Below are 24,547 nucleotides of genomic sequence, written 5' to 3' on the forward strand. Positions count from 1 at the left end.
GGGACCACGATGACGACCACACGCAGGACGACGATGACGGCACTCGCCGTCGGATTGGCGCTGATCATGACCGGATGCGGTGGAACCGGGACGCCCGGGGAGTCCGGCGGGACGCCGGAGTCGTACGAGCAGGCCGAGGCGCGTTTCACGACGATGGCCGACGGTGTCCACGCGGTCATCATGGCGATCGAGCCGGCCGACTGGGCGGTCGTCGAGGGCGCATACGGCGCGCATCCGACGAGCTGTCAGATCGGGATGAGCGAGGAGGCCGGCTACAAGCTCAGCGCCGTGCGCGGGATCGAGCTGCCCGGTCGCGACGCGGAGGGCATCGCCGATGCCGCCGCCGTAGCCTTGCGCGAGCTCGGGGTCGAGCCCGAGATCGCCGATCGCGGCGAGGGAGACGCGCGTGAGGTGACCGTGACCGGCATCGGCGGTATCGCGGCGCGCACCGTCGTCACCGTCCGGCCCGCCACGGGGCAGGTGCGGGTCGCCGCCGAGACGGACTGCGCGCCCGGATCGGCACACGACCTCGCCACCGAGGTCTTCGCCGAGGAGCGGTTGCCCGCGGACGTCTGGCGCCGCCTGCCGGCGTTCGACGGCCCGGCGTCGGTGCCGGCGTTCTCGTTTCCGGCCGGTGGCCCGCTCTACTACGACGAGTCCGGCACGCCGATCCAGCCCCAGCCCCCGGCCGGCTGACGGCCCGTCGACTCGCCACGAAATGCGGATGTCGGTGCGCCGGCATCCGCATTCGTTGGCGAGTCGACGGGTGGGTGGGCCGTCCACGGTCGTGTCCGATTTCCGCGAGCCGGTGTCGGCGGGCCGTGTCAGGCTGGGGGCATGACGAGTGGCGGGATGACCTTCGACGAGCGGTACCGCGCGATCGACGCGCGCGACACCCGCTTCGATGGGCAGTTCGTCACGGCCGTCCGGTCGACCGGCATCTACTGCCGCCCGAGCTGCCCCGCGCGTACGCCGAAGCCGGCGAACGTCACGTTCTACCCGACGAGCGCCGCCGCCCACGAGGCCGGCTACCGCGCCTGCAAGCGCTGCCTGCCCGAGGCGAGCCCGGGCTCGCCGCAGTGGAACCTCCGCGGAGACCTCGCCGCGCGCGCGATGCGGCTCATCGCCGACGGCGTGGTCGATCGCGAGGGCGTCCCGGGGCTCGCGTCGCGGCTCGGCTACTCGTCGCGCCACCTCACGCGCTTGCTGAACGCAGAGCTCGGCGCGGGTCCGCTCGCGCTCGCCCGTGCTCATCGCGCCCACACCGCGCGCGCCCTGCTCGTCGACACCGACCTGCCTGTCGCCGACGTCGCGTTCGCATCGGGCTTCGCCAGCATCCGCCAGTTCAACGACACCGTCGCCGAGGTGTTCGCGCTGGCGCCCGGCCAGCTGCGCGCGCGGCGGCAGGCGGGTGATCGGCCCGCCGGCCGTATCGACCTCGTGCTCCCCGTCCGGGAGCCCTTCGACGCCGCGGGTCTGTTCGGCTGGATGCGTGCGCACGCGATCCCAGGCGTCGAGACCGGCGACGAGCGGTCGTTCGCACGCGTCATCCGTCTCGCCGGCGGACCGGCCTGGTTCGAGGTGCGGCAGGACGATGCCGGCCGGGTCCGCCTGCGCGCCGAGCTGGCCTCGCTCGCCGACCTCTCGACCCTCATCGCCCGGGTTCGACGGCTCTTCGACCTCGACGCCGACCCGCTCGCGATCGACGAGGCGCTGGCACGGCATCCGGAGCTCGCGCCCCTCGTCGCCCGCATCCCCGGGGTGCGTCTGCCCGCCGCGATGGACCCCGACGAGATGTTCGTCCGGGCGATGATCGGCCAGCAGATCAGCGTCGCGTCGGCCCGCACCGTGCAGGGGCGGCTGACCGCCGAGCTCGGCGAACAGGTCGAGACCGCGGCCGGCCCGGCCATCCTCTTCCCGACGCCGGCCGCGATCGCCGAACGGGGAGCCGAGGTGTTGCGGGGACCCGGCGCGCGCGTCCGCGCGATCGTCGGCGCCGCGACCGCGCTCGCCGACGGATCGCTGCGGCTCTCGCCCGGCGACGACTCGCACGAGCAGCGGGCGGCGCTCCTGGCGATGCCCGGCATCGGCCCCTGGACTGCCGACTACGTGCGGATGCGGGTGCTCGGCGACCCCGACATCCTTCTGCCCGGCGACGTCGCCGCGCGCGCCGGCGCCGCCGCGGCGGGCATTCCCGCCGGCCCCGCCGAGCTCGTCGCGTGGGCCGAGCGCCTCGCCCCGTGGCGCAGCTACCTCATGGCGCACCTCTGGTACGCCGCACCCGTCACCCAGGCGTGGCGCGAGAGCGCCACCGCGCCCACTCTCACCGCGCCGACCACCGATGCCTCCCCGCGAAAGGCCCGCTCATGACCGCCGTCATCATCGCCACAACCGCCGCGACCGTCACCACCGCCGCTGACGAGACCACCGCCGTCATCGAGACGGTCCCGACTCCCGACGGGCCGTTCACGATCCTTGAGCGCGACGGTGCGGTCCTCGCGTCGGGGTGGACCGCCGACCCGGTCGCGATCCTCGGCCGGCTGCGTCCTCTCGCCCGCCCCGCAGACGTCGTCACCGGGCGCACGGATGCCGCGGCCGCGGTCGCGGCCTACTACGACGGCGACATCGCCGCCATCGACGGCGTCCCGGTGGCCCAAGAGGGAACAGTGCTGCAGCGTGCCGGCTGGGAGGCGTTGCGCCGGATCACGCCCGGCGCTCCGCTGACGTACAGCGAGTTCGCGGTCGCGCTCGGGTCGCCCGGGGCCGTCCGTGCGGCGGCCTCGGTCTGCGCGCGCAACGCGCCGGCCCTCTTCGTGCCCTGCCACCGCGTGCTGCGCACGGGAGGCGCGCTCGGCGGCTTCGCATGGGGCGTCGAGGTCAAGCGCAGGCTCCTCGAGCGCGAGGCCCGTCGCTGACGAACACGCCCACAGGCTTGCACTCAGCGAATCCACAGGCATATCCTGGAGGGCTCCCGCGTGCGTAGCGGGCGCCCCGTCCGCTCGACCCAGGAGGAAGCCATGTTCCCGGCCATCGTCACCACGAAGTCCGCCGCTTTCCTCCCCGTCGCCGGTGGACGTCCCGTCCGCGGAGGATACGCCCGGTAGATCCGGGAAGCGCGCCGGCGCTTCCGTCGTTACCTCTCACGGGCCTTCGGCCCCGCCTTGCCGCGCTTCCGCGCGTCCACCGCCGTTTCGGCATCCGCTTCACACCCCTGCAGGAACATGACCTCCTCGACGCCCCCTCGTCTGTCCACGCCGCGCGCGCTCGCGCGCCTCCTTCCCTTCGCCAAGCCCGTGCTGCCGCGGCTCGGCCTCGGCTTCGCCAGCGCGCTCGTCGCGAGCCTGCTGGCTCTCGGCATCCCCCTCGTGCTCGAGGTCATCGTCGGCCCCGACGGCCCGATCGCCTCGGCCGATCCCTGGCTGATCGTGCTCGGCGCGGGAGCTGTGCTCGCGCTGGGCCTGCTCGAAGCGCTCATGGTCTGGGCCCGACGATGGTTCGTGCTCGGGCCCGCCACGAAGGTCGAGTACGAGCTGCGCACCGACTTCTTCTCGCGCCTGCAGCGCCTGCCCGTGGCGTTCCACGACCGCTGGCAGTCCGGTCAGCTGCTGAGCCGGATGATGCAGGACATCAGCCTCGTCCGCCGCTGGCTCGCCTTCGGCGTCGTGCTGCTCGTCGTCAACATGGTGACGATCGTCGTCGGCTCGATCATCCTCTTCCGCTGGCACTGGCTGCTCGGCACGATCTTCGTCGTCGTCTCGGCGCCGCTGTGGATCGCCGGGTTCGTCTTCGAGAACCGCTACGGCCTGCTGTCGCGGCAGAGCCAGGATCAGGCCGGCGACCTCGCCACGGCCGTCGAGGAGTCGGTGCACGGCATCCGCGTGCTGAAGGCGTTCGGCCGGGGCGGGCACGCGCTGCAGAAGTTCACGCGCCAGGCCGAGACCCTGCGCCAGACCGAGGTCAAGAAGGCCCAGGCGGTCGGCTGGATCTGGTTCTGGCTCGTGCTGCTGCCCGACATCGCCTTCGCCCTGTGCCTGGGCGCGGGCATCTACCTCGTGCAGGCCGGCGAGCTGGGCGTCGACTCGCTCATCGCGTTCTTCGCGATGGCGACGATCCTGCGCTGGCCGGTCGAGTCGATCGGCTTCCTGTTCTCGTTCCTCGTCGACGCGCGCACCGCGACCGACCGCATCTTCGAGGTGTTCGACGAGCGGAACACGATCGTCGATCCTGAGAACCCGACGACCATCGCGCAGCCGCGCGGCGAGCTCGTCTTCGAGGGCGCCCGGTTCCGCTACCAGGACGCCTCCGAGACCGAGCGCGACCTCCTCGACGGCATCGACCTCGCGCTGCGCCCGGGCGAGACGATGGCGCTCGTGGGCCTGACCGGCTCGGGCAAGACCACACTCACGACGCTGCCCGGGCGTCTCTACGACGTCACCGGCGGGCGCGTGCTGCTCGACGGCGTCGACGTGCGCGACCTGCGGCTCGACGAGCTGCGTCGCCACGTCGGCATGGCCTTCGAAGACGCGACGCTGTTCTCGCAGACCGTCCGCGAGAACGTGCTGCTGGGTCGCGAAGACCTCGAACGGGGCAGCGACGAGGCGGAACGCGTCATGCGCGAGGCGCTCGATGTCGCGCAGGCCGGTTTCGTCGACGCGCTGCCCGCCGGCGTCGACACCGTCATCGGCGAGGAGGGTCTCAGCCTCTCGGGCGGGCAACGGCAGCGCCTCGCCCTCGCCCGTGCCGTGGCCGCGCGCCCGGCGGTGCTCGTGCTCGACGACCCGCTGTCTGCGCTCGACGTCGACACCGAGGCGCTCGTCGAGGACGCCCTGCGCGAGGTGCTCGCCGACACGACGGCGCTGATCGTCGCGCACCGCCCCTCGACCGTGACGCTCGCCGATCGCGTCGCACTCCTCGAAGAGGGACGGGTCACGGCGGTCGGCACGCACTCCGAGCTGCTGCGCACGAGCGAGCACTACCGCCACGTCATCTCGAGCCTCGAGGACGAACAGGAACGACAGGACGAAAGGGAGGTGACCCTGTGAGCACCGTCACCGGGACGAGCGGCGAGGACCGCTCCGACTACACCCGCGACGAGAGCCGTGAGATCCGGCGCCGGTCGCTGCGCCTGCTCGGCTCGCTCGTGTCGCCGCTGCGGATGCAGCTGGTGCTGGCGGCCATCGTGCTCGTCATCTCCACGGCTCTGCGCGTCGCCGGTCCCGCCCTCGTCGGCTGGGGCATCGCGAACGCCCTCCCGGCGGTGCAGGAGCGGGCCGACTGGATGCCGACCGTCGCGGTCGTCGTCGTGTTCCTGATCACCGCGGTCGGCGGTGCAGCGCTCATCGGCTGGTATGCCGTGGTCGCGGCGCGTCTGACGCAGGCGGTCATGATCGACCTGCGCAAGCGGATCTTCCGCCACACGCAGCGGCTGAGTCTCGAGTTCCACGAGTCGTACACGTCGGGCCGCATCATCTCGCGGCAGACGAGCGACCTCGACACCATCCGCGAGCTGCTCGACGGCGGCCTGAACGAGCTCGTCTCGGGTCTGCTCTACGGCGGGTTCACGCTGATCGCGCTCCTGCTGCTCGACTGGCAGTCGGGCGTCATCCTCGCCGTCATGGGCATCCCGCTGTTTCTGCTCATGCGCTGGTTCTACCTGCGCTCTCAGGTGGTGTACCGCGAGTCGCGTGTCGTGAGCGCCAAGGTGATCGTCAAGTTCGTCGAGTCGATGACCGGCATCCGTGCCGTCAAGGCCTTCCGCAAGGAGCCCGCCAACGACGCCGAGTTCGGAGGGCTCTCGAGCGACTACCGCGACGTGAACATGCGCTCGATCCGCCTGTTCGGCACATTCGAGCCGGCGCTCATGGCGGTCGCGTCGGTATCGCTCGCGCTCGTGCTCGCGTGGGGCGGATTCCGCGTCGTCGACGGCGCGCTCAGCCTCGGCTTCCTGCTGTCTGCGGTCCTGTACGTGCGGAACTTCTTCGCTCCGATGCAGGAGGTCGCGTTCTTCCTCAACTCGTACCAGTCGGCGACGGCGGCGCTCGAGAAGGTGTCGGGCGTGCTCGAGGAGGAGCCCACGGTCCCCGATCCCACCGACCCGGTCGACCTCCGCCAGGCCCGGGGTCATCTGCGGTTCGAGGACGTCACCTTCGGGTACTCGAACGCGGTGACGATCCTCCCCGACTTCGCGCTCGACATGCCCTCAGGACAGACGATCGCCCTCGTCGGCACGACCGGAGCCGGCAAGTCGACGCTCGCCAAGCTCGTCGCTCGGTTCTACGACCCCACGAAGGGTCGGGTCACCCTCGACGGCGTCGACCTGCGGCAGCTGCATCCGAAGGACCTGCGGCGCGCGATCGTCATGGTGACGCAGGAGGCCTACCTCTTCAGCGGCACGGTGGCCGACAACATCGCGCTCGGCAAACCCGACGCGACGATGGACGAGATCCAGGCGTCGGCGCGTGCCGTCGGCGCGCACGAGTTCATCGAGCGGCTGCCCGACGGGTACGCGACCGACGTCAACAAGCGCGGTGGTCGCGTGTCGGCCGGCCAGCGGCAGCTCATCTCGTTCGCGCGCGCGTTCCTCGCCGATCCGGCCGTGCTGATCCTCGACGAGGCCACGGCGTCGCTCGACATCCCGAGCGAGCGTCAGATCCAGGAGGCCCTGGGCACGCTGCTCGCCGACCGGACGGCCATCATCATCGCGCACCGGCTGTCGACGGTCGCGATCGCGGACCGGGTGCTCGTGATGGAGCACGGCCGCATCATCGAGGACGACACCCCCGCCGCGCTGATCGCCGGCACGGGCAAGTTCGCCCAGCTGCACAGCGCCTGGCGCGAGTCGCTGGTCTGAGCCACACCGAGGACGCACCGTCGCGCCGAGCACGTCTCGGAGACGGTGCGTCCTCGGCTGCGCGGTGCGTGCTCGCGCGCGTCAGATCACGCCGGCGCGGTGCGTCGCGAGGGCGAGCGGGTGGGTGTCGTCCAGGTCGGCGAGGGTCATGACGCCGTCGATGCCGACGCCGAGCGGTTCGACCAGGCGCACTGAGTCGTCGCCCGCGTGCAGGTCGGCGGCGAAGGCCTCGTGCAGGGGCGCCGATCCGAACACGCCGCCCAGGGCGCACACGGCGAACGTCTCCTCGTCGGTGCGCACCTGCGCGATGGCGGCTCGGACGCTCTGCGCGAGCTCGTGTGCCGCGCGCCCCGAGATGTCCTGAGCGACGGCGTCGCCGTCGGCCGCCGCGCGGGCGACGACCGCCGCGAAGCTCGCGACGAGCCGCACGCGGTCGGGGTCGGCCTGCAGGCTCATGTAGGCCTGCGACAGGTCGGGCCAGCGGGCGGATACGGCGGCGGTGAGCTCGGTCGTCGGTCCCCGGCCGTCGTAGGCGCGCATCACGGCGTCGAGCGCGGCGCGCCCGATCCAGTACCCGCTGCCGGCGTCGCCCATGATCCACCCCCATCCGTCGACGCGCGCGGTGGTCTCGGCGCCGACGGCCAGGGTCACGACACCGGTGCCGGCCGCCACCACGGCGCCCGACCGGGCGCCGAGCGCGCCGAGGAACGAGGTCGTCGAGTCGTGAGCGAGCACGACGCCGCGCACCCCCAGGTGCGCCGTCAGCTCGAGCATCGCGTCGGCGTCCGCGTTGCCGTCGGTCAGGCCCGAGATGCCGGCCACGACGACGTCGGCGGGCGAGCCGGTGCGCTCGACCGTTTCGGCGACAACCGCCGCGAGCTGGGGGAGGAGCGGTTCGCCGGTGCGGATGCCCGGGTAGACGAGGTCTCCCGCGGCGGAGGCCGCCGTGCGGACCTTGATGCCGCTCTGGCCGGCGTCGATGCCGAGGACGCGCTGCTCGCTCATGCGCCTGCCTTCCCGTCCGTGCCCAGGACCTCGCGGAGGAAAGCCGCCTGCGCCTGCCACTGGTGGCCCTGCCCGCCTTCGTGCTCGTTGAAGGGGTACACGGTGATCTCCTTCCGGGTGCCGCGGTAGGCGTTGAAGGCGGCATACACCGTCGACGGCGGGCACACCGGGTCGAGCAGTCCGACCGAGAAGAGGGATGCCGCGTCGGCGCGCCGCGCGAAGGTGACACCGTCGAAGTACGACAGCGTCTCGAACACCCGCGCCTCGTCGCCGCGGTGGACGGCGAGCCAGCGGACGATCTCCTGGTAGGGGTCGCTGCCGGTGAAGCCCACGGCGCGCTCGAAGTGGCAGAGGAAGGGCACGTCGGGCATGGCCGCGACGAGGCCCTCGCTCAGGCCGGCCGCCGCCAGTGCGATGCCGCCGCCCTGGCTGCCGCCCGTGACCGAGACGCGCGCGGGATCGACCTCGGGCAGCGAACGGACGGCGTCGACCGCCCGCACCGCGTCCGTGAACACGCGAAGGTAGTAGTAGGTCTCGGGCGCCTCGATGCCGCGTGTCATGAACCCGGGCACGGCGGGACCGGAGCCGTGGGGGTCGGAGGTCGCACCGCCGCTGCCCCAGATGCTGCCCTGACCGCGCGTGTCCATGACGAGGGTCGCGTAGCCCGCGGTCGCCCACGCCAGGTGCTCGGCGGGCAGACCGCGGCCGCCACCGTAGCCGATGAACTCGACGACGGCGGGAAGCGGACCCTCCCGGTGCGCGGGCAGGATGAGCCACGCGCTCACCGGCTCGCCCGCGTAGCCCGGGAACGTGACGTCGTGCACGTCGACGGCCGTGAACAGATCGGATGCCGGCGACACCACGACCTCACCGCCGGCCTCCCGGGAGCCCGAGATCGTGGCTGCCCAGAACTCGTCGAAGTCGCTGGGCTCGCTCACCTCCGGGCGGTAGTCCTGCAGTTCGGCGAGCGGAAGATCGAAGCGCGGCACGCGCTCACCCTATCGCCCGGCCCCGGCGCCGGAGGAGCCCGCCCCACCCGCCGCCGAGATATCTCGACATCGAGAGAACCACCCCCGTGCGATACGCTGAAGCCCGACCCTCGACGCGCTTTTGGAGAGACGACACGTGCCCGACTCGACCATCATCTACACGTACACCGACGAGGCGCCGGCACTGGCCACCGCCTCATTCCTGCCCATCGTCGAGGCCTTCGCCGGCGCGGCCGGCGTGGCCATCGAGACCCGCGACATCTCGCTCGCGGGCCGCATCCTCGCCGCCTTCCCCCAGAACCTCACGCCCGAGCAGCAGGTGGGCGACGCGCTCGCCGAGCTCGGCGGCCTGGCGACGCTGCCCGAGGCCAACATCATCAAGCTGCCGAACATCTCGGCATCCATCCCGCAGCTGAAGGCGGCCATCACCGAGCTGCAGGCCGCGGGCTACGACATCCCCGACTACCCGGACGAGCCGCAGAACGTCGACGAGAAGGACGTGCGCGCCCGCTACGACCGCATCAAGGGCTCGGCCGTCAACCCCGTGCTCCGCGAGGGGAACAGCGACCGCCGTGCGCCCCTGTCGGTGAAGAACTACGCCCGCAAGCACCCGCACCGCAACAAGCCGTTCGCCGACGGGTCGAAGACCCGTGTCGCGACGCTGGGACACGACGACTTCAAGTCGAACGAGACCTCGACGGTCATCGAGGGCGACGACGTCCTCGCCATCCGCTTCACGGCCGAGGACGGCACCGTCACCGAGCTGAAGTCGGGTCTGAAGGTTCTGCCGGGCGAGGTCGTCGACGCGACCTTCCTGTCGGCCAGCGCCCTCGACGCCTTCCTCGCCGAGACGGTCGCTCAGGCCGCGTCGGAGGACGTCCTGTACTCGGTGCACCTCAAGGCGACGATGATGAAGGTCAGCGACCCCATCATCTTCGGCCACGTCGTCCGCGCCTTCTTCGCCGACGTGTTCGCGCGCTTCGGCGACGACCTGGCCGCCGCGGGCCTCACGCCCAACGACGGGCTCGGAGCCATCCTCGCCGGCCTCTCGCAGCTCGCGAACGGCGACGAGATCCGCGCCGCGTTCGAGGCTGCCATCGCCGCCGGTCCGCGCCTGTCGTACGTGAACTCCGACAAGGGCATCACCAACCTGCACGTGCCGTCCGACGTGATCGTCGACGCATCGATGCCCGCGCTCATCCGCAACGGCGGCAAGCTGTGGGGCGTCGACGGCGGCGAGGACGACACCATCGCGGTCATCCCCGACTCGTCGTACGCCGGCGTGTACCAGGCCACGATCGAGGACGTCATCGCGAACGGCCCGCTCGACCCCGCCACCATCGGGTCGGTCCCGAACGTCGGCCTCATGGCGCAGGCGGCCGAGGAGTACGGCTCGCACGACAAGACCTTCGAGATCGCCGCCCCCGGCACCGTCGAGGTCATCGACTCGTCCGGCGCCGTGCTGCTGTCGCACCAGGTCGGCAGGGGCGACATCTGGCGCGCGACGCAGACCAAGGACATCGCCGTGCGCGACTGGGTGAAGCTCGCCGTCACCCGTGCCCGCGCGACCGGCGTGCCCGCCGTCTTCTGGCTCGACGAGAACCGTGCCCACGACGCGAACCTGATCGCGAAGGTCACGACGTACCTCGCCGAGCACGACACCACCGGCCTCACGATCGAGATCCTCGCCCCGGCCGAGGCGACGCGTTACTCGCTCGAGCGCATCCGCCGCGGCGAGGACACCATCTCGGTCACCGGCAACGTGCTGCGCGACTACCTCACCGACCTCTTCCCGATCCTCGAGGTCGGAACGAGCGCCAAGATGCTCTCGATCGTCCCGCTGCTCGCCGGCGGCGGACTGTTCGAGACCGGCGCGGGCGGATCGGCTCCCAAGCACGTGCAGCAGCTCGTCGCCGAGAACTATCTGCGGTGGGACTCGCTGGGCGAGTTCTTCGCTCTCGCCGCGTCGTTCGAGCACCTCGCCGACTACACCGGCAACGCGCACGCGAAGGTGCTGGCCGACACGCTCGACGCGGCTACGGGCACGTTCCTCGAGCAGGACAAGTCGCCCGGGCGCGCGCTCGGCACCATCGACAACCGGGGCAGCCACTTCTACCTCGCGCTGTACTGGGCCCAGGAGCTAGCCGCGCAGACGGTCGACTCCGAGCTCGCGGCCGCGTTCGCGCCGGTGGCCGAGGCCCTTGCGGCGAACGAGACCACCATCGTCGACGAGCTCGTCGCCGTGCAGGGCTCACCGGCCGAGATCGGCGGCTACTACCGTCCCGACGCCGAGCTGGTGGCGGCGGTCATGCGCCCCTCCGCGACGCTGAACGGCATCATCGACGGGCTCTGATCCGGCATCCGCACGGCGAGACGCCCCGGTCGCTTCGGCGTCCGGGGCGTCTCGCCGTCGATGGGGGGAGGTCGGTCAGAAACGGATCTCCGCGACGACCTCGCCGTACTCCGTCTCGTCGACGGGGGTGAAGCCCACGCGGGTGAAGAACGCCTCGGGTCCGCCTTCGCCCGCCTCACAGATCACGTTGACGCAGTCGAATCCGCGCGAACGCGCTTCGTCGACGAGCTGTTCGACCGCGAACCGGCCGACACCGCGTCCCTGGTCGTCCGCATCGACGTTGATGCGCCAGAGCACCGATCGGAAGTGTTCCTGCGGAGCCTCGGGATCGAATCCCGCGCTGACGAAACCGACGACCTCGTCGCCGTCGAGGATGACGCGCTGCCACGACGTCGCCGGGTTCACCACGGTCGCCGCGATGGCATAGCTCTCCGGCACGACGAAGCGTTCCTGCCCCGGTTTCAACGACAGGTTGTTCACCGCGACGATCGTCGACGCCGACAGTTCTTCCACTCGCAGGTCAGCCATGGTCACAGGCTAACGGGGATCGCTGCCCGCCGCATCGATCGATATGGCGGGCAGCGGGGCGTCAGGAATGCACCCACACATCGGTGCCGGCGACGGCCCAGTCGTAGATCTGCGCGGCGCGGGAGTCGGGCATGCCGACGCAGCCCGCGCTCATCTGGTTGCCCCAGTTGCTGTGCCAGTAGACCCCGTGGAAGGCCTGGTCGCCGTTGAAGTACATCGCCCACTTCACGTCGGGCTGGACGTAGCTCTTGCCCGAGTCGGCCGCCGTGCCCTTCATGTCCTGCAGCGGGGTCTTCCAGCCGATCGTGTAGTGGCCGGTCTGCGTGTCGGCACCCGGGCGTCCGGTCGAGACGAGCCAGGAGTCGACGACCGCGCCGTTCTCCTTGAGGTACAGACGCTGCTCGCCGAGGTCGACCTCGAGCAGCCGGGTGATGGTCTGGGTCGCCACGGGCACGACGTCGACCGGCAGGCGGTAGGCGGCGTCCCCGGTCGCGAGCTGTTCGGCGAAGCCGGCGGCGATGCCGTCGGTCGACTGCAGGGTGCGGCCGTCGAGTGCGGCATCGGAGTCGTCGATCACCGTGCCCGACGCATTGGCGAAGACGACGCCGTCGACGGGGGCGCGATCGATCAGGCCGGGGAGGGTGTCGACGATCGGCTGGATGGCCGCCGGGTCGGCGGTGACCTCGAACGATCCGTCGGCGGCGGTGCCGACGGTGATCCAGCTCGCGGCCACGTCGCGGTCGACCGGCACGGTGCGCTCGTCGCCGACGTAGAAGCCGACGCCGTCGAGCATCGCGTTGAGCGAGGCGGCGGTCTCCTCGGCGGATGCCGTCGTCGTGAGCGACGACACCGGCGTCAGCTGCGGGTCGATGACGGCGGCGGTATCGCCCGCGTCGAACGCGCCCTGCAGTCCGGCTCGTGCCGCCTCGGGGTCGACGCCGGCGCCGGCGACGTCGGGGGAGACGGTGTACGAGGCGCCGTCGAAGGTGACCGACGCGGGGGTGGGCTCGACGTACAGGTCGCCCGCGGCGTCGCGGAGAGCGGTCGTGGCGGTCTCGGCATCGAGCGAGACGGGGGCCGCGATCGGATCGCCGAACCACTGGGTCACGTTCCATGCGGGGCGGGCGTCGAACGCCGACGCCGCCAGCGCGGTCGCATCGACCTGAGCGCCCAGGTCCTCACCCGAGACGCTCTGGCCGCCGTCGCCGAGGGTCACGGTCGTGACCTCCAGGCGGTCCTGAACGGCTGCCGCCGCAGCGCCGGGGGTCAGGAAGCCCACCGGCACGCCACCGATGGTGGTCCCCGGTGCGATGAGGAAGAAGGATGCGGCCGCGGCTCCGGCGACGACCACGCCGACGGGGATGCCGATCCACAGCCCGAGGCGGCGCTTCTTGCGCGCCGGCTCGGCCGGGGCCCATTCCACCCGCTGCTCGACGTCGGTCGAGGTCAGGTCGTGGCCCGTCGTGCTGTCGTGGTCGTGCTTCGAAGCGACATCCGTCACCGCTGTACCCCCGTCTGCGCGTGCGCGCGCACTCGGCACTCATGGTACGCGAGAGCGCCCCGGGAGCGGCCTGAGTGAAATCAGAGCGTTATGCAGGGTCGTGCGGAGGGCGGAGCAGCGCAGGCTCCGGGTCAGTCGGTGCCACAGAGCTCCGTGTACGTGTCGATGCTGCCCTGCACGTCGCCGAGCGCCGTGGTGAGCTCGGTCGCACGGTCGGTGTCTCCGGCCGCGACGGCCTCCATCGAGTCGGCGGCCGAGGAGAACGCGGTGCGGAGGTCCGGCAGGATGCCGGCGACCTGGTCGTTGGTCACCGAGTCGGCGGCCTCGCCCATGCCGTCCGCGATGGTTCGCAGTGCGCTCGCCGCCGCGGCCGGGTCGGAGGGGTCGATGTCCTGGATGCCCTGGGTCGCTTCGGTCATGACGTCGTCGACCTGCGAGCAGGCATCCTCGACCGACTGGTCGCTCGCGGGCGACGCCCCGTCACTGCCGTTGCCGCCGGTGCATCCGGTGAGGGCGAACAGCGCCACGGTGGCGACGGTGACGGCGGTCAGGCGGCGGTTCATATCGATCTCCTCGGATGCGGCGGCCACTCCACACTACGGACGTCTCGGGGGAGGAGGGGGCCCTTGACACCGGCGCTCGCTCGCGACCATCCGTGTAACGAGTTTGTAAACACCACTAGCAAATTGCTCCCCGATCTTGTGCGGCCCGGGTTCGTAAGGTCTACTAACAAACATGACGAGCACGGAGACCGAGACCCCGCGGCGCACCACGCGCACGCGGCGCCCGGGCGCGAAGATCCTGCCCGAGCACGCGCGTGCGCACAATCGCGCTCTCGTGCTTCAGAGCCTCTTCCACGGCGGCGCGCGCAGCCGGGCCGATCTCGCCCGCGAGACGGGCCTCACGCGCGTCACCATCTCCGACCTCGTCGCAGAGCTCATCGCCGACGGTTTCGTCGCGGAGCAGGGGACCCGCGAAGCCGCAGGCCCGGGCAAGCCGGCGATCCTGATCGACCTCGCCCGCGACGGCCACCGCATCGTCGGTCTCGACCTGTCGGGCAGCGATAGCTTCGTCGGCGCCGTGCTCACCCTCGACGGTGAGATCGTCGCGCGCCACGAGGCCCCGGTGCCCCACGAGCGTGCGGCGATCCTGCCCGCCGTCATCGCGCTGGCCCGTGCGCTCGTCGACGACGCCCGAGCGCCCGTGCTCGGAGTCGGGGTCGGCACCCCCGGTGTCGTCGACGACGCGGGCGTCGTGCTCGCCGCTCCCGGGCTCGGCTGGGACGGGCTCGACCTGGCCGGCATCCTCGGTGCCGAGCTCGAGGTCCCGGTGCTCGTCGCGAACGACGCGAACGCCGCGGTGCTCGCCGAGCACACCTTCGGCGGCGCCGGCGACGACATCATCCTCGTCAAGGTCGGACGCGGTGTCGGCGCCGGACTGCTGACCGGCGGCGAGCCGTTGCGCGGTGCGCGATCGGCGGCCGGCGAGATCGGGCACGTCACCGTGGGCACCGACGGCGGTCCGGACTGCGCGTGCGGCAAGATCGGGTGCCTCGAGGCGTGGATCTCGGTGCCGTCGCTGTCGGCGCGCATCGATGCGGGCTCGGACGCCGCGCGCGATCGGCTCCTCCGCGACGCCGGGGAGCGACTCGGTATCGCGCTCGCGCCGATCGTCGGCGCCCTCGACCTGTCGGAGGTCGTCCTCTCCGGCCCCGCAGAACTTCTCGACGGCACGCTCGCGGATGCGGCCGCCGAGACGGTGCGCACGCGCACGCTCGCCACGTTCCACGACGAGCTGCAGGTGCGGATGACGGCGCAAGGCCAGGACATCGTCCTGCGCGGCGCCGCCGTCATGGTCCTGTCGGGACGCCTCGGCGTCTCCTGACGAAGCTCCACGGCTCCACAGCTCCAGACGTCCCACCCGCCCCATCGCACCACCCGCTCCACACCCGGACGAGCCATCCGACTCGTCGACACCTGAGAAGAAGGAATCACCATGAAGAAGAGCCTCGGAGCACTGTCGCTCCTCGGTGTCTCCGCCCTGCTGCTCGCCGGTTGCGCGAGCGGCGACGCGGGACAGAGCGCCGAGACCGGAGACCTGACCGTGTGGCTGGTCGGCACCGACACGCCGCAGGACGCCCGCGACTACCTCAAGAAGACGTTCGAGTCCGAGAACGAAGGCTGGACCCTCACGATCGAGGAGAAGACCTGGGCCGACACCGCCGACAACTACGTCGCCGCGCTCTCGTCGAACGATGCGCCCGACCTCGTCGAGGTCGGCAACACGCAGTCGCCCGGTTTCATCGACCAGGGCCTGTTCCTCGACATCTCCGACCTCGAGTCCGACCTGGGCGGCGACGAGCTGCTGCAGAGCTTCGTCGAACTCGGCTCGGCAGACGGCAGCCTCTACGCCGCGCCCTACTACGCGGGCTCTCGCATCGTCTTCTACTCGCCCGCTTCGTACAGCGGCGAGGTGCCCACGACACTCGAGGAGTACGTCGCCGACGGCATCGCCGCGACCACGGCCACGAAGTCGGGCATCTACGCCCCCGGCAAGGACTGGTACAACGCGCTGCCCTACGTGTGGGCCAACGGTGGCGAGATCGCCACGCAGGACGGCGACACCTGGACGGGCGGCTTCTCCAGCCCAGGCGGCATCACGGGGCTCGAGATGCTCCAGGACGTGTACGAGAACGCGACGATCGCGCCGGCCGACGCCGACGAGACCGACCCGCAGGTGCCGTTCTGCGCCGGCGAGATCGGATTCCTGTCCGCTCCCGCGTGGGTGAAGTGGTCGATCCTCGCCCCCGCCGACGACGCCACGGCGCCCGGCTGCCCCGAGACCGCCGGGACCGACCTGAAGGCATTCGCTCTCCCGGGCATGACCGCAGGCGAGGTCGCCCCCGTCTTCGCCGGAGGTTCGAACATCGCCGTCGCGGCGAAGTCCGACGCCCCCGACAAGGCCGAGGCCGCGCTGAAGATCATCCTCTCGGAGGGATACCAGAAGATCCTCGCCGAGAACGGGCTCATCCCCGCGCTGACCTCGTTCGCCGAGTTCCTGCCCGACGACGAGATCACCGCCGAGGCCGCGAAGGCCGTCGCGTCGTCCAAGGCCGTGCCCGCGAGCCCGAACTGGTCCGAGGTCGAGTCGTCCGGCGTCATCAAGGACGCTCTCGTGAAGATCGCCCAGGGCGGCGACGTCACCGCGATCGCGACCGAGCTCGACGGCCAGATCGAGGCCATCCTCAACAAGTGACCGTCGCCACGGACCGCGGGCTCCGCCCGCGGTCCGTGCGCCGACGCAGAGAGAGGAGAGGACGATGACAGACGTCCTCGAGCGCACGAACCGCCGCGGCCCGCAGTCCGAGCGTTCCGCGCCCACCACCCGCGAGCGGTCGCGCCGCCGTCGCGACAACGTCGGAGCGCTCACCCTGCTGGGCCCGTCGCTCATCATCCTCGGGGTGATGGTCGGCTACCCGGCGGTGCTGATGCTCGTGCAGTCGTTCACCGACTACGCCATCCGCAACAAGGTGCAGGGCACACTGCCCGACTTCATCGGCTTCGAGAACTACGTGCAGGTCTTCACGCAGTCTGACTTCCCCGCTGTCCTGGTGCGCAGCCTCGGGCTGATGGTCGTCATGACGGTGCTCATCGTCGGGCTCGGTGCCCTGATCGCCGTGCTCATGACGCGGCTGCGGCGCGGCTGGCGCATCCTCGTCTCGCTCGGGCTGCTGCTGGCCTGGGCGATGCCCCCGCTCGCGGCGACCACCGTCTGGGGCTGGATCTTCGACTCCCAGTACGGCATCGTCAACTGGGCGCTCAACACCACGACGGGCTCGATCGACTGGACCAACCACTCGTGGCTGGCGAATCCGTGGTCGTTCTTCTTCGTCCTGACGGTCATCGTCGTCTGGCAGGGCGTGCCGTTCGCGGCATTCACCCTCTACGCCGCGCTCGGGCAGGTGCCCGCCGAGGTGCTCGAGGCCGCGTCGCTCGACGGCGCCGTCGGATGGCAGCGGTTCCGCCTCGTCGTGTTCCCGTACCTCCGCAGCGTCGTCACCGTCGTCGTCGTGCTGCAGGTCATCTGGAACCTGCGCATCTTCACGCAGGTCTACGCCCTGCAGCAGCGGGGCGGGCTCATCTCCGAGACGAACGTGCTCGGCACCTACATCTTCCGGCAGGGCCCGGGGGAGTTCGGGGTCACGAGCGCGATCGGCGTGCTCATGGTCGTCCTGCTCCTGGCCCTCTCGTGGGGATACATCCGCACGACGCTCAAGGAGGAGGAGCTGTGAGCACGCAGGTCACCCCGGCCACCCAGCTCGGCACGGTCGGCGTCGACGAGGTCGTCGGCGAGGTGGGCAACGCCCGCCGGCCGAAGCCGCGCTCGCTCGCCGTGCGCCGGCCCCCGCGGCGCCGGGTTGTCACCCGCGCCGGGCTGAACCTCGCGGCGCTCGTCGTGTTCGTCTGCTCGGTGTTCCCGGTGTACTGGATGCTGAACATGTCGTTCACGCGCGGCGAGAGCATCATCAGCCGCACGCCGAGCTTCCTGCCGTTCGACTTCACGCTCGGCAACTACGCGACCGCATGGACGCGCGAGGCCGCGCCGGGGCAGACGGACTTCGTCCACGGTCTGCTGTCGTCGACGCTCGTGACCGTCGGCGTGCTCGTCGTGACGCTCGTCCTCGCCTTCCTCGCGTCGATCGCCGTCGCCCGCATCCGCTTCCGGGGACGGCGGTCGTTCATCGTCGCCGTGCTCATCGTCCAGATGATCCCGGGCGAGGCGATGATGTTCACGATCTACGGCATGATCGACGACTGGCGCCTGATGAACACCCTCATCGGTCTGGGCGTCGTCTACGTCGCCGCCGTCATCCCGTTCACGATCTGGACGCTGCGCGGTTTCGTCGCCGGCGTGCCCGTCGACCTCGAGGAGGCGGCGATGATCGACGGCTGCACGCGCACCCAGGCGTTCTGGAAGGTCACCTTCCCCCTGCTGGCACCGGGACTCGTGGCGACCGGCATCTTCGCGTTCATCCAATCGTGGAACGAGTTCACGATGGCGCTGCTGCTGATGAAGGGCTACAACCTCACCCTGCCCCCGTGGCTGCTGTCGTTCCAGTCCGCGACCGCCGCGACCAACTGGGGCGCGGTGATGGCCGCCTCGACGCTCATCTCCGTCCCCGTCGTGATCTTCTTCCTCATCGTGCAGGGGCGGATGTCGGGCGGGCTGGTCTCGGGGGCTGTGAAGGGATGACGCTGCGCATCGGTGTCGACGTGGGCGGCACCAAGATCCTCGCCGTGGCCGTCGACGACGCGGGCCTCGAGTCCGGACGCGTGCGGCGTCCGACCGGGTGGGGCGGCGAGGCCGTCGCCGACGGCATCGCGGACGTCGTGCGCGAGCTCGCGGGCGACCGCACGGACGTGTCGATCGGCCTCGGCGTGCCGGGTCAGATCGTGCCGGGCAGCGGCGTCGTCGAGCACGCGCTGAACCTCGGCATCGAGCGCTTCGACCTCGCCGGCGCCCTCGTCGAGCGTGTCGGCATCCGACCGGTCGTCGACAACGACGTGCGGTTCGCGGCGGTCGGAGCGCGTTCGGCTCGTCCGGGCGCCGGATCGCTGGCGTACCTCAATCTCGGGACCGGTGTCGCGGCGGGGATCGTCGACGAGACCGGGCCGCGCCGGGGGGCGCGCGGCGCGGCCGGCGAGATCGGGCACGTCCCGGTCGACCCCAGCGGACCGTTGTGCCGGTGCGGGCAGCGCGGGTGCATCGAAGCCCTCGCGGGCGGGAGCGCGGTCGCCGAGCGCTGGGGGCGCCCGGACGCGCTGCCGGTGCGAGCGGTCTTCGACGCCGCTGACGCGGCCGACCCGCGTGCCGCCGCTCTGCGGGACGATCTCGTGCGCGGGGTCGCCGCCGCCGTGCGACTGCTCGTCCTCGCGACCGACGTCGACGTCGTGGTCCTCGGCGGCGGCATCGCAGCGCTGGGCGAGCGGCTGCTCGATCCCGTTTGCGACGAGCTCCGGGAGTCGTCGGCGGCATCGGGCTTCCTGCTGTCGCTGCGCCTGGCCGAGCGGGTCGAGCTGGTCCCGCGCGGGATGCCGGTCGGAGCCGTCGGGGCCGCTCTCGGCTCCGGAGCTGCCGTGTCCGGCGGCGCCCGCGCGACCCTCGCGGCGCTCGACGGCGTCGACGCGCATGCGGTGCGCTGACCGCGCCGGTCGGGACCGCGGCGATCGGCCTCAGGCCCAGGCGAGGGGCAGCAGGTGCTCGGTGCTCAGGGGCGCCAGCGGCAGTCGGGAGGCTTCATCGGCTGTCAGCCAGCGCGCCTCCGCGATCTCGGCGGCGGCGCTGACCGACGCCGGTGCGAGACGGATCGCGAACGCCTCGGCCACGACGCGGTACCCGGGCTCGTTCGCGGCATCCGACTCGAATCGCCCGAGGTAGCGGAGCGCGGACTCGGCGACGACGACGCCCAGCTCCTCGTGGAGCTCGCGCACGAGTGCGGCCGACGCGGACTCGCCGGGCTCGGGCTTTCCGCCCGGCGCCATGAACCGTTCGGTCCCGCGCTTGCGGACGAGGAGTGTGCGGCCGGCCCCGTCGGTGACGACCGCGGCGCTCACGTGCACCTCGCGCACAGGACCGCCCGTTGCGCTCACGGGGCGAACACCTTGCCCGGATTCAGGATGCCGGCGGGATCGAAGACGCGCGCGATGCGGCGTTGCAGCTCCCACTGGTCGTCGCCGAGCTCGTCGGCCAGCCATCGCCGCTTCAGCACGCCGACCCCGTGCTCGCCGGTGAGCGTGCCGCCGAGGCGAAGCGCGGACTGGAACAGATCCCCCGCCGCCTCCCAGATCACCTCGGGCACCTCGGTGCCCTCGAAGACGAAGTTGGGATGCAGATTGCCGTCGCCCGCGTGGCACACGGTCGGGATCGTCAGTCCGAAGCGCGCCTCGATGCGGGCGATCTCGTCGAACATCGAGGGGAGCGCGCTGCGGGGCACCGACACGTCCTCGATCAGCGCCGTGCCGAGCGTCTCCATCGCGGGATGCATCGAGCGCCGGACCGTCCACAGCTGCTGCGCTTCGGCGTCGTCCGCGGCGAGACGCACCGCGCCGCCCGCCGCCGCCAACACGGCCGCGACGGCCTCCGCCTCGGCGGTCGCGGCCGGACCGTCGGTCTGCACGGTGAGCTGCGAGGCGCCGGCGGGCGGAGCGGTCAGGCCGAGCAGACGGTGGGATGCCGCGAGCGAGGTCGCATCCATCAGCTCCATGATCGCGGGCTGGATGCCGGCGGCAGTCACGCCCGAGGCGGCGACCGCGGCCGCGCGGACGTCGCCGAAGGTCGCGACGATCGTACGCGCCTGTCCGGGGATCAGCCGGCGCAGCTTCAGCGTGGCGGCGACGACGACGCCCAGGATGCCCTCGGATCCGATCACGAGCGAGGTGAGGTCGAGGCCGGTCACCCCTTTGACGGTGCGGTGGCCGAGGCGCATCAGGCGGCCGTCGGCCAGGACGATGTCGACACCGAGTACGGCGTCGCGGACGACGCCGTACTTCGCGCACAGCAGGCCGCCCGCGCCGGTGGCGATGTTGCCGCCGACGGTGGAGATGTCACGGCTCGCCGGGTCGGGTGCCCACCACAGGCCGTGTTCCGCGAGCGCCGAGTTCAACTCGGCATTGAGGATGCCCGGCTCGACGACGGCGACGAGATCGTCGGGCCGGATCTCGAGGATGCGGTCCATCGCTCGCAGCGACAGGCCGATCTCGCCCGCGCCGGTGTTCGCGCCGCCCGCGAGTCCCGTTCCCGCTCCGCGCGGCACGACCGGCGTGGCGGTCGCCGACGCGATGCGGAGTGTGGCCTGAACGTCGTCGACGGATCGAGCGCGGACCACCGCGAGCGGCGAGCCGGATGCCGCCTGGCCCGACTTGTCGGCGCGTGCGGACTCTCGCCCCGCCTCCGAGACGTCGACCCGGTCGCCGAGCGCGGCGACGAGCCGCGCGACGACGTCGGACGCCGTCATGCCAGGCGTCGGCGACCCGCGACGACGCCGGAGGCGACCGCGACGACGCCGAAGACGAGGCCGATCCACGCGTGGCCCATGCTCCACCACGCGATGGTCGCGGAGGCGTAGACGAACAGCTCGACGAGAGCCCGGACGAACGGATGAACCGCGAGCACCGCTCGGGGTGAGACGAACAGCGCCCACAGCAGGATGGCGACGATCGGAGCGCCGATCCCCGCGACCAGATTCAGGGGGAAGTCCCACGCCGCGAAGCCCCAGACGGCGAAGGTGACGAAAGCGAACAGCTGGCAGGCGAACGCGACGAGCTCGATCGCCGAGAGGGACCGTCGCGTTCCGGGAGCCTGCTGCGGCGCCTCGGGCTCGGCGGGACGGACGTTCGGCAGATCGGACATGCCTCCGATTCTAGGCGCCGACCCGTGCGGAGATGCCTGTAGGCACTGGGGCGCAGGCGCGTCAGACGCGGCCGGTCCAGACGCGGCGCACCGCCAGGCCGGCGTCGAGCAACACGATGTCGGCGGGGTGCCCGACCGCGAGCGATCCGAGGTCGGGCCGTGCGATCGCGCGCGCCGGAACACTCGTCAGCGCTGCGACGGCGTCGACGAGCGGCACTCCCGCCGATACCGCCGTTCGCAGAGCGGCGTCCTGGGTCAGCGTGGAGCCTGCGATCGTCCCGTCCGCGAGGCGGGCGACGGTTCGCTCGACCCGGACCGCGAGCGCCCCGAGGACGTAGTCGCCGTCGGCGGCGCCGGCAGCGGCCATCGCGTCGGTGACGAGCGCGACGCGGCCCGGTGCGGCGGCGAACGCGATGCGGACGATCTCCGGGGCCAGATGCACGCCGTCGGCGATCACCTCGAGCGTCACGCGCGGGTCGCCGGTCGCCGCGCCGATCGGACCCGGCGCCCGGTGGTGCAGCCCGGGCATCGCATTGAAGGCGTGCGTCAGGATCGTCGCCCCGGCGTCGAAGGCGCGGCGGGCGGTCGCGGCATCCGCATCGGTGTGCCCGACGGCCGCCGCGGCACGCGCGCCGACGATCCGTTCGATCGCGGCGATCGCGCCGGGGAGCTCCGGCGCGATCGTCACCTGTCGCACGGTGCCGCGCCCGGCCTCGAGCAGTCGGGCGACCGCGTCGGATGCGGGCGTGACGAGCAGGGCGGGGTCGTGAGCGCCGTGGTGGCCCGGGTCGAGGAACGGGCCCTCGAGATGGGAGCCCAGCACAGTGGCATCCGCCTCGGCGAGATCGGCGATCGCCGCGACGCGACGCGCGAGCTCATCCACGGGGGCGGTCACGAGCGAGACCACCGCGCGGGTCGTGCCGTGGGCGCGGTGCAGCTCGCGTGCGACGCGGATCGCCTCCGCACCGTCGTCGTACGCCGCCCCGCCCCCGCCGTGCCCGTGGATGTCGATGAACCCCGGAACGACGATCGCGTCGACACCGGCGACCGCTGCGCCGTCGATGACCTCGTCGACCGGGTGGGCGGCGACCGCGTCGCGCCACGAAGTGCCGGTGCCGCGCGCCGCGACCCGGCCGCCGCGCACGAGCAGCCAGGTGTCGGCGGCGTCGCGACCGTCGTCGACGAGCCGGACGGAATGCAGGACGAGGCTCACAGCGTCCACGACACCTCCGACGAGGCGGGGAAGCGGATGCCGAGGGTCGTCCAGAGAGCTCCGAGGCCCCCGACCCGTTCCCGGAACGCGGGCCAGTCGCGGGCCGCGACCGCGCCCGACGGGGGCGACCACGCCGCTTCGGCAGCGGCCGCGATACGGGGGAAGGCGAGCGCGTCGATGTCGTCGAGATCGTGGACGGTCTCGCTCCACAGCGGGGCCTCGACGCCCAGGATGTCGGACTCCACCAGACCGTCGACGACGTCGAGGGGCTCCCACGAGTAGGCGCGCTCGAGGCTCGTCGGGCCGTTGGCCCAGGTGAGTCCGAGCCGCGACGACACGTCCGGTTTCATGTCGAGGTACACGGCGTCGGCGGGGGAGAGGATGACGCGTCCGCCCCGTGCGACGATGGCCCGCGCGCGGTCGTCGGCACCGTCGGTCGGCGACACGAATCCCCAGTACTGGCCGATCGTGCCGGGGGCCAGGTCGGCGGCGGCGCCGGCTTCGTGCCACGCGATGGGTGTCTTGCCCAGCTGCGAGACGATTCGCGATGCGCGCGCGACGAAGGCCGCGAACTCGTCGGCGGGGGTGCCGTGCGCCTCGTCGCCGCCGAAGTGCAGGTAGGGGCCTGGCGTGAGCTCCGCGAGCTCGGTGAGCACGTCGTCGACGAACGCGTCGGTCGCGGACTCGCCGATGCGCAGCGACGAGAAGCCGACCCCCATCCCGGTGTACGCCTCTCCGGCGACGGGCTGCGGGTCGCCCGCGGCATCCCCGGCGCCGAGCACCGGGGCGGCGGCGACCTCGGGATAGGCGAGCCCGACGGCGTGGGTGTGGCCCGGCATGTCGAACTCGGGCACGACGGTCATGTGGTGGGCGGCGGCGTGCGCGATGATCGCCCGGTAGTCGGCCTGCGAATAGAAGCCGCCCGCGGCGCCGCCCACCGCGCTCGCCGACGCCCGTGCCGTCAGCTCCGGGCGGCGGGTCAGTTCGAGCCGCCATCCCTGGTCGTCGGTGAGGTGCAGGTGGAGGACGTTGAACTTCAGGCTCGCTGCCCGCTCGAGGTACGCGGTCACCGTCGCCACATCGTGGAAGTGGCGGGCGACGTCGAGCATGACACCGCGGTAGGCGAAGCGGGGGGCGTCGTCGATGCGCACGGCGGGGATCGTCCACCCCCGGTCCGAGCCGGCGATGAGCTGACCGAGCGTCTGCACGCCGTAGAACATGCCGGCGGCGTCGGCGCCGCGGATCGATACGCCGTGCTCGTCGACCGAGAGGCGGTACGACTCGGCGGGGCCGGCGCCATCGACGGCCAACTCGATGACGGGGTCGTCGTCGGTCGTCGGACCGGCGACCGCGGCCAGATGCAGTCCGGTGCGGGTGAGGACGAGTCGGTGCAGGATGCCCGTGGCATCCGTGGCATCCGTGGCTCCCGTGATGCGGACGGCGGGCGTCAGCGCGAAGGGCGCACCGTCGTCGTGGATCACCGAGGCGGGCAGCGGGACCAGGGGCGCCGACGTCATCGCGGACCTATCTGTAAGGAGACCTAACAAACCGATTCGAGCCAGCGTACCAGCGCCGCATCCGTTATGCTCGGACGCGTCGCGACTGGCGTTGAGGTGGGCCACCACCGGGGAGCGACCGACACGGCATTCGACCGCACGCCTGGGCCGATGTGGAACTTCTCTGTTTGTGAAATCCGTCC

General features: G+C 71.8%; 21 protein-coding genes and 1 riboswitch. Of the genes, 11 read left to right on the forward strand and 10 right to left on the reverse strand.

Features of this window, described 5'->3' with window-relative positions; all coding sequences use genetic code 11:
• Positions 1 to 9 precede the first annotated feature (9 nt).
• From BLT21_RS11980 to BLT21_RS12000, 5 genes are all read left to right on the forward strand, one after another.
• Positions 10 to 696, forward strand: a complete 687-nt coding sequence (locus BLT21_RS11980; RefSeq protein ID WP_143024985.1) for a hypothetical protein — start codon at positions 10 to 12, stop codon at positions 694 to 696.
• 141 nt (positions 697 to 837) lie between these two features.
• Positions 838 to 2,370: an AlkA N-terminal domain-containing protein gene (locus BLT21_RS11985; RefSeq protein ID WP_091502448.1), complete on the forward strand. Its 1,533-nt coding sequence runs from the start codon at positions 838 to 840 to the stop codon at positions 2,368 to 2,370.
• On the forward strand, positions 2,367 to 2,915 hold the full coding sequence (locus BLT21_RS11990; protein ID WP_091502449.1) for a methylated-DNA--[protein]-cysteine S-methyltransferase: 549 nt from the start codon (positions 2,367 to 2,369) through the stop codon (positions 2,913 to 2,915). Before BLT21_RS11985 ends, BLT21_RS11990 begins: the two co-directional genes overlap by 4 nt.
• 306 nt (positions 2,916 to 3,221) lie before the next feature.
• Entirely contained in the window at positions 3,222 to 5,042 is a 1,821-nt protein-coding gene (locus BLT21_RS11995) for an ABC transporter ATP-binding protein (RefSeq protein WP_091502451.1), read from the forward strand.
• Positions 5,039 to 6,850, forward strand: coding sequence for an ABC transporter ATP-binding protein (locus tag BLT21_RS12000; RefSeq protein WP_091502453.1), 1,812 nt, complete (start codon positions 5,039 to 5,041; stop codon positions 6,848 to 6,850). The genes BLT21_RS11995 and BLT21_RS12000 overlap by 4 nt, the downstream gene beginning before the upstream one ends.
• A gap of 81 nt (positions 6,851 to 6,931) precedes the next feature.
• Here the strand turns inward: BLT21_RS12000 and BLT21_RS12005 are convergent, their stop codons facing one another.
• Complete coding sequence (locus tag BLT21_RS12005; RefSeq protein WP_091502455.1) at positions 6,932 to 7,855, reverse strand: N-acetylglucosamine kinase; 924 nt, start codon at positions 7,853 to 7,855, stop codon at positions 6,932 to 6,934.
• Positions 7,852 to 8,844, reverse strand: a complete 993-nt coding sequence (locus BLT21_RS12010; protein WP_091502457.1) for an acetylxylan esterase — start codon at positions 8,842 to 8,844, stop codon at positions 7,852 to 7,854. The genes BLT21_RS12005 and BLT21_RS12010 overlap by 4 nt, the downstream gene beginning before the upstream one ends.
• Positions 8,845 to 8,980: 136 nt before the next feature.
• Here BLT21_RS12010 and BLT21_RS12015 point away from each other — a divergent pair, with 136 nt between their 5' ends.
• Positions 8,981 to 11,197 (forward strand): NADP-dependent isocitrate dehydrogenase, encoded by a 2,217-nt coding sequence (locus BLT21_RS12015; protein ID WP_091502459.1) that lies wholly within the window; start codon positions 8,981 to 8,983, stop codon positions 11,195 to 11,197.
• A 75-nt stretch (positions 11,198 to 11,272) separates the two neighbouring features.
• Here BLT21_RS12015 and BLT21_RS12020 read toward each other — a convergent pair whose 3' ends face one another.
• The 3 genes from BLT21_RS12020 to BLT21_RS12030 all read right to left on the reverse strand — a co-directional run bounded on the left by BLT21_RS12020 (position 11,273) and on the right by BLT21_RS12030 (position 13,789).
• Entirely contained in the window at positions 11,273 to 11,725 is a 453-nt protein-coding gene (locus BLT21_RS12020) for a GNAT family N-acetyltransferase (RefSeq protein WP_091502460.1), read from the reverse strand.
• Between the two features lie 61 nt (positions 11,726 to 11,786).
• Positions 11,787 to 13,226, reverse strand: a complete 1,440-nt coding sequence (locus BLT21_RS12025; RefSeq protein ID WP_176786903.1) for a L,D-transpeptidase family protein — start codon at positions 13,224 to 13,226, stop codon at positions 11,787 to 11,789.
• Between the two features lie 131 nt (positions 13,227 to 13,357).
• On the reverse strand, positions 13,358 to 13,789 hold the full coding sequence (locus BLT21_RS12030; protein WP_143024986.1) for a hypothetical protein: 432 nt from the start codon (positions 13,787 to 13,789) through the stop codon (positions 13,358 to 13,360).
• A 172-nt stretch (positions 13,790 to 13,961) separates the two neighbouring features.
• On the opposite strand from BLT21_RS12030, the gene BLT21_RS12035 reads away from it, so the two are divergent.
• The 5 genes from BLT21_RS12035 (at position 13,962) to BLT21_RS12055 (ending at position 19,429) form a co-directional block, all read left to right on the forward strand.
• Positions 13,962 to 15,110, forward strand: a complete 1,149-nt coding sequence (locus BLT21_RS12035) for an ROK family transcriptional regulator (protein ID WP_091502466.1) — start codon at positions 13,962 to 13,964, stop codon at positions 15,108 to 15,110.
• A 111-nt stretch (positions 15,111 to 15,221) separates the two neighbouring features.
• Complete coding sequence (locus tag BLT21_RS12040) at positions 15,222 to 16,481, forward strand: sugar ABC transporter substrate-binding protein (protein ID WP_091502468.1); 1,260 nt, start codon at positions 15,222 to 15,224, stop codon at positions 16,479 to 16,481.
• A 64-nt stretch (positions 16,482 to 16,545) separates the two neighbouring features.
• A complete protein-coding gene (locus BLT21_RS12045) occupies positions 16,546 to 17,517 on the forward strand; it encodes a carbohydrate ABC transporter permease (RefSeq protein ID WP_091502470.1) in 972 nt (323 codons plus the stop codon).
• Positions 17,514 to 18,479: a carbohydrate ABC transporter permease gene (locus BLT21_RS12050; RefSeq protein WP_091502472.1), complete on the forward strand. Its 966-nt coding sequence runs from the start codon at positions 17,514 to 17,516 to the stop codon at positions 18,477 to 18,479. Before BLT21_RS12045 ends, BLT21_RS12050 begins: the two co-directional genes overlap by 4 nt.
• 2 nt (positions 18,480 to 18,481) lie before the next feature.
• Complete coding sequence (locus BLT21_RS12055) at positions 18,482 to 19,429, forward strand: ROK family protein (protein ID WP_091503417.1); 948 nt, start codon at positions 18,482 to 18,484, stop codon at positions 19,427 to 19,429.
• Positions 19,430 to 19,459: 30 nt separating this feature from the next.
• Here the strand turns inward: BLT21_RS12055 and BLT21_RS12060 are convergent, their stop codons facing one another.
• The 5 genes from BLT21_RS12060 to BLT21_RS15880 form a co-directional block, all read right to left on the reverse strand.
• The gene (locus tag BLT21_RS12060; RefSeq protein ID WP_256336061.1) at positions 19,460 to 19,876 is read right to left on the reverse strand and encodes an NUDIX hydrolase; all 417 of its coding nucleotides are present in this window, start codon (positions 19,874 to 19,876) and stop codon (positions 19,460 to 19,462) included.
• Complete coding sequence (locus BLT21_RS12065; protein ID WP_091502476.1) at positions 19,873 to 21,240, reverse strand: FAD-binding oxidoreductase; 1,368 nt, start codon at positions 21,238 to 21,240, stop codon at positions 19,873 to 19,875. Before BLT21_RS12065 ends, BLT21_RS12060 begins: the two co-directional genes overlap by 4 nt.
• Positions 21,237 to 21,635, reverse strand: a complete 399-nt coding sequence (locus BLT21_RS12070; RefSeq protein WP_091502478.1) for a YrdB family protein — start codon at positions 21,633 to 21,635, stop codon at positions 21,237 to 21,239. Before BLT21_RS12070 ends, BLT21_RS12065 begins: the two co-directional genes overlap by 4 nt.
• 61 nt (positions 21,636 to 21,696) lie before the next feature.
• Positions 21,697 to 22,848, reverse strand: a complete 1,152-nt coding sequence (locus BLT21_RS15875; protein ID WP_371113451.1) for an N-acetylglucosamine-6-phosphate deacetylase — start codon at positions 22,846 to 22,848, stop codon at positions 21,697 to 21,699.
• The gene (locus BLT21_RS15880; RefSeq protein ID WP_091502483.1) at positions 22,845 to 24,365 is read right to left on the reverse strand and encodes a beta-N-acetylhexosaminidase; all 1,521 of its coding nucleotides are present in this window, start codon (positions 24,363 to 24,365) and stop codon (positions 22,845 to 22,847) included. The genes BLT21_RS15875 and BLT21_RS15880 overlap by 4 nt, the downstream gene beginning before the upstream one ends.
• 71 nt (positions 24,366 to 24,436) lie before the next feature.
• Positions 24,437 to 24,520: riboswitch (ZMP/ZTP riboswitch) on the forward strand.
• Positions 24,521 to 24,547: the final 27 nt, after the last annotated feature.

Origin of the sequence: Microbacterium sp. cf332, from assembly GCF_900102175.1 — a bacterium.
Classification (GTDB): domain Bacteria; phylum Actinomycetota; class Actinomycetes; order Actinomycetales; family Microbacteriaceae; genus Microbacterium.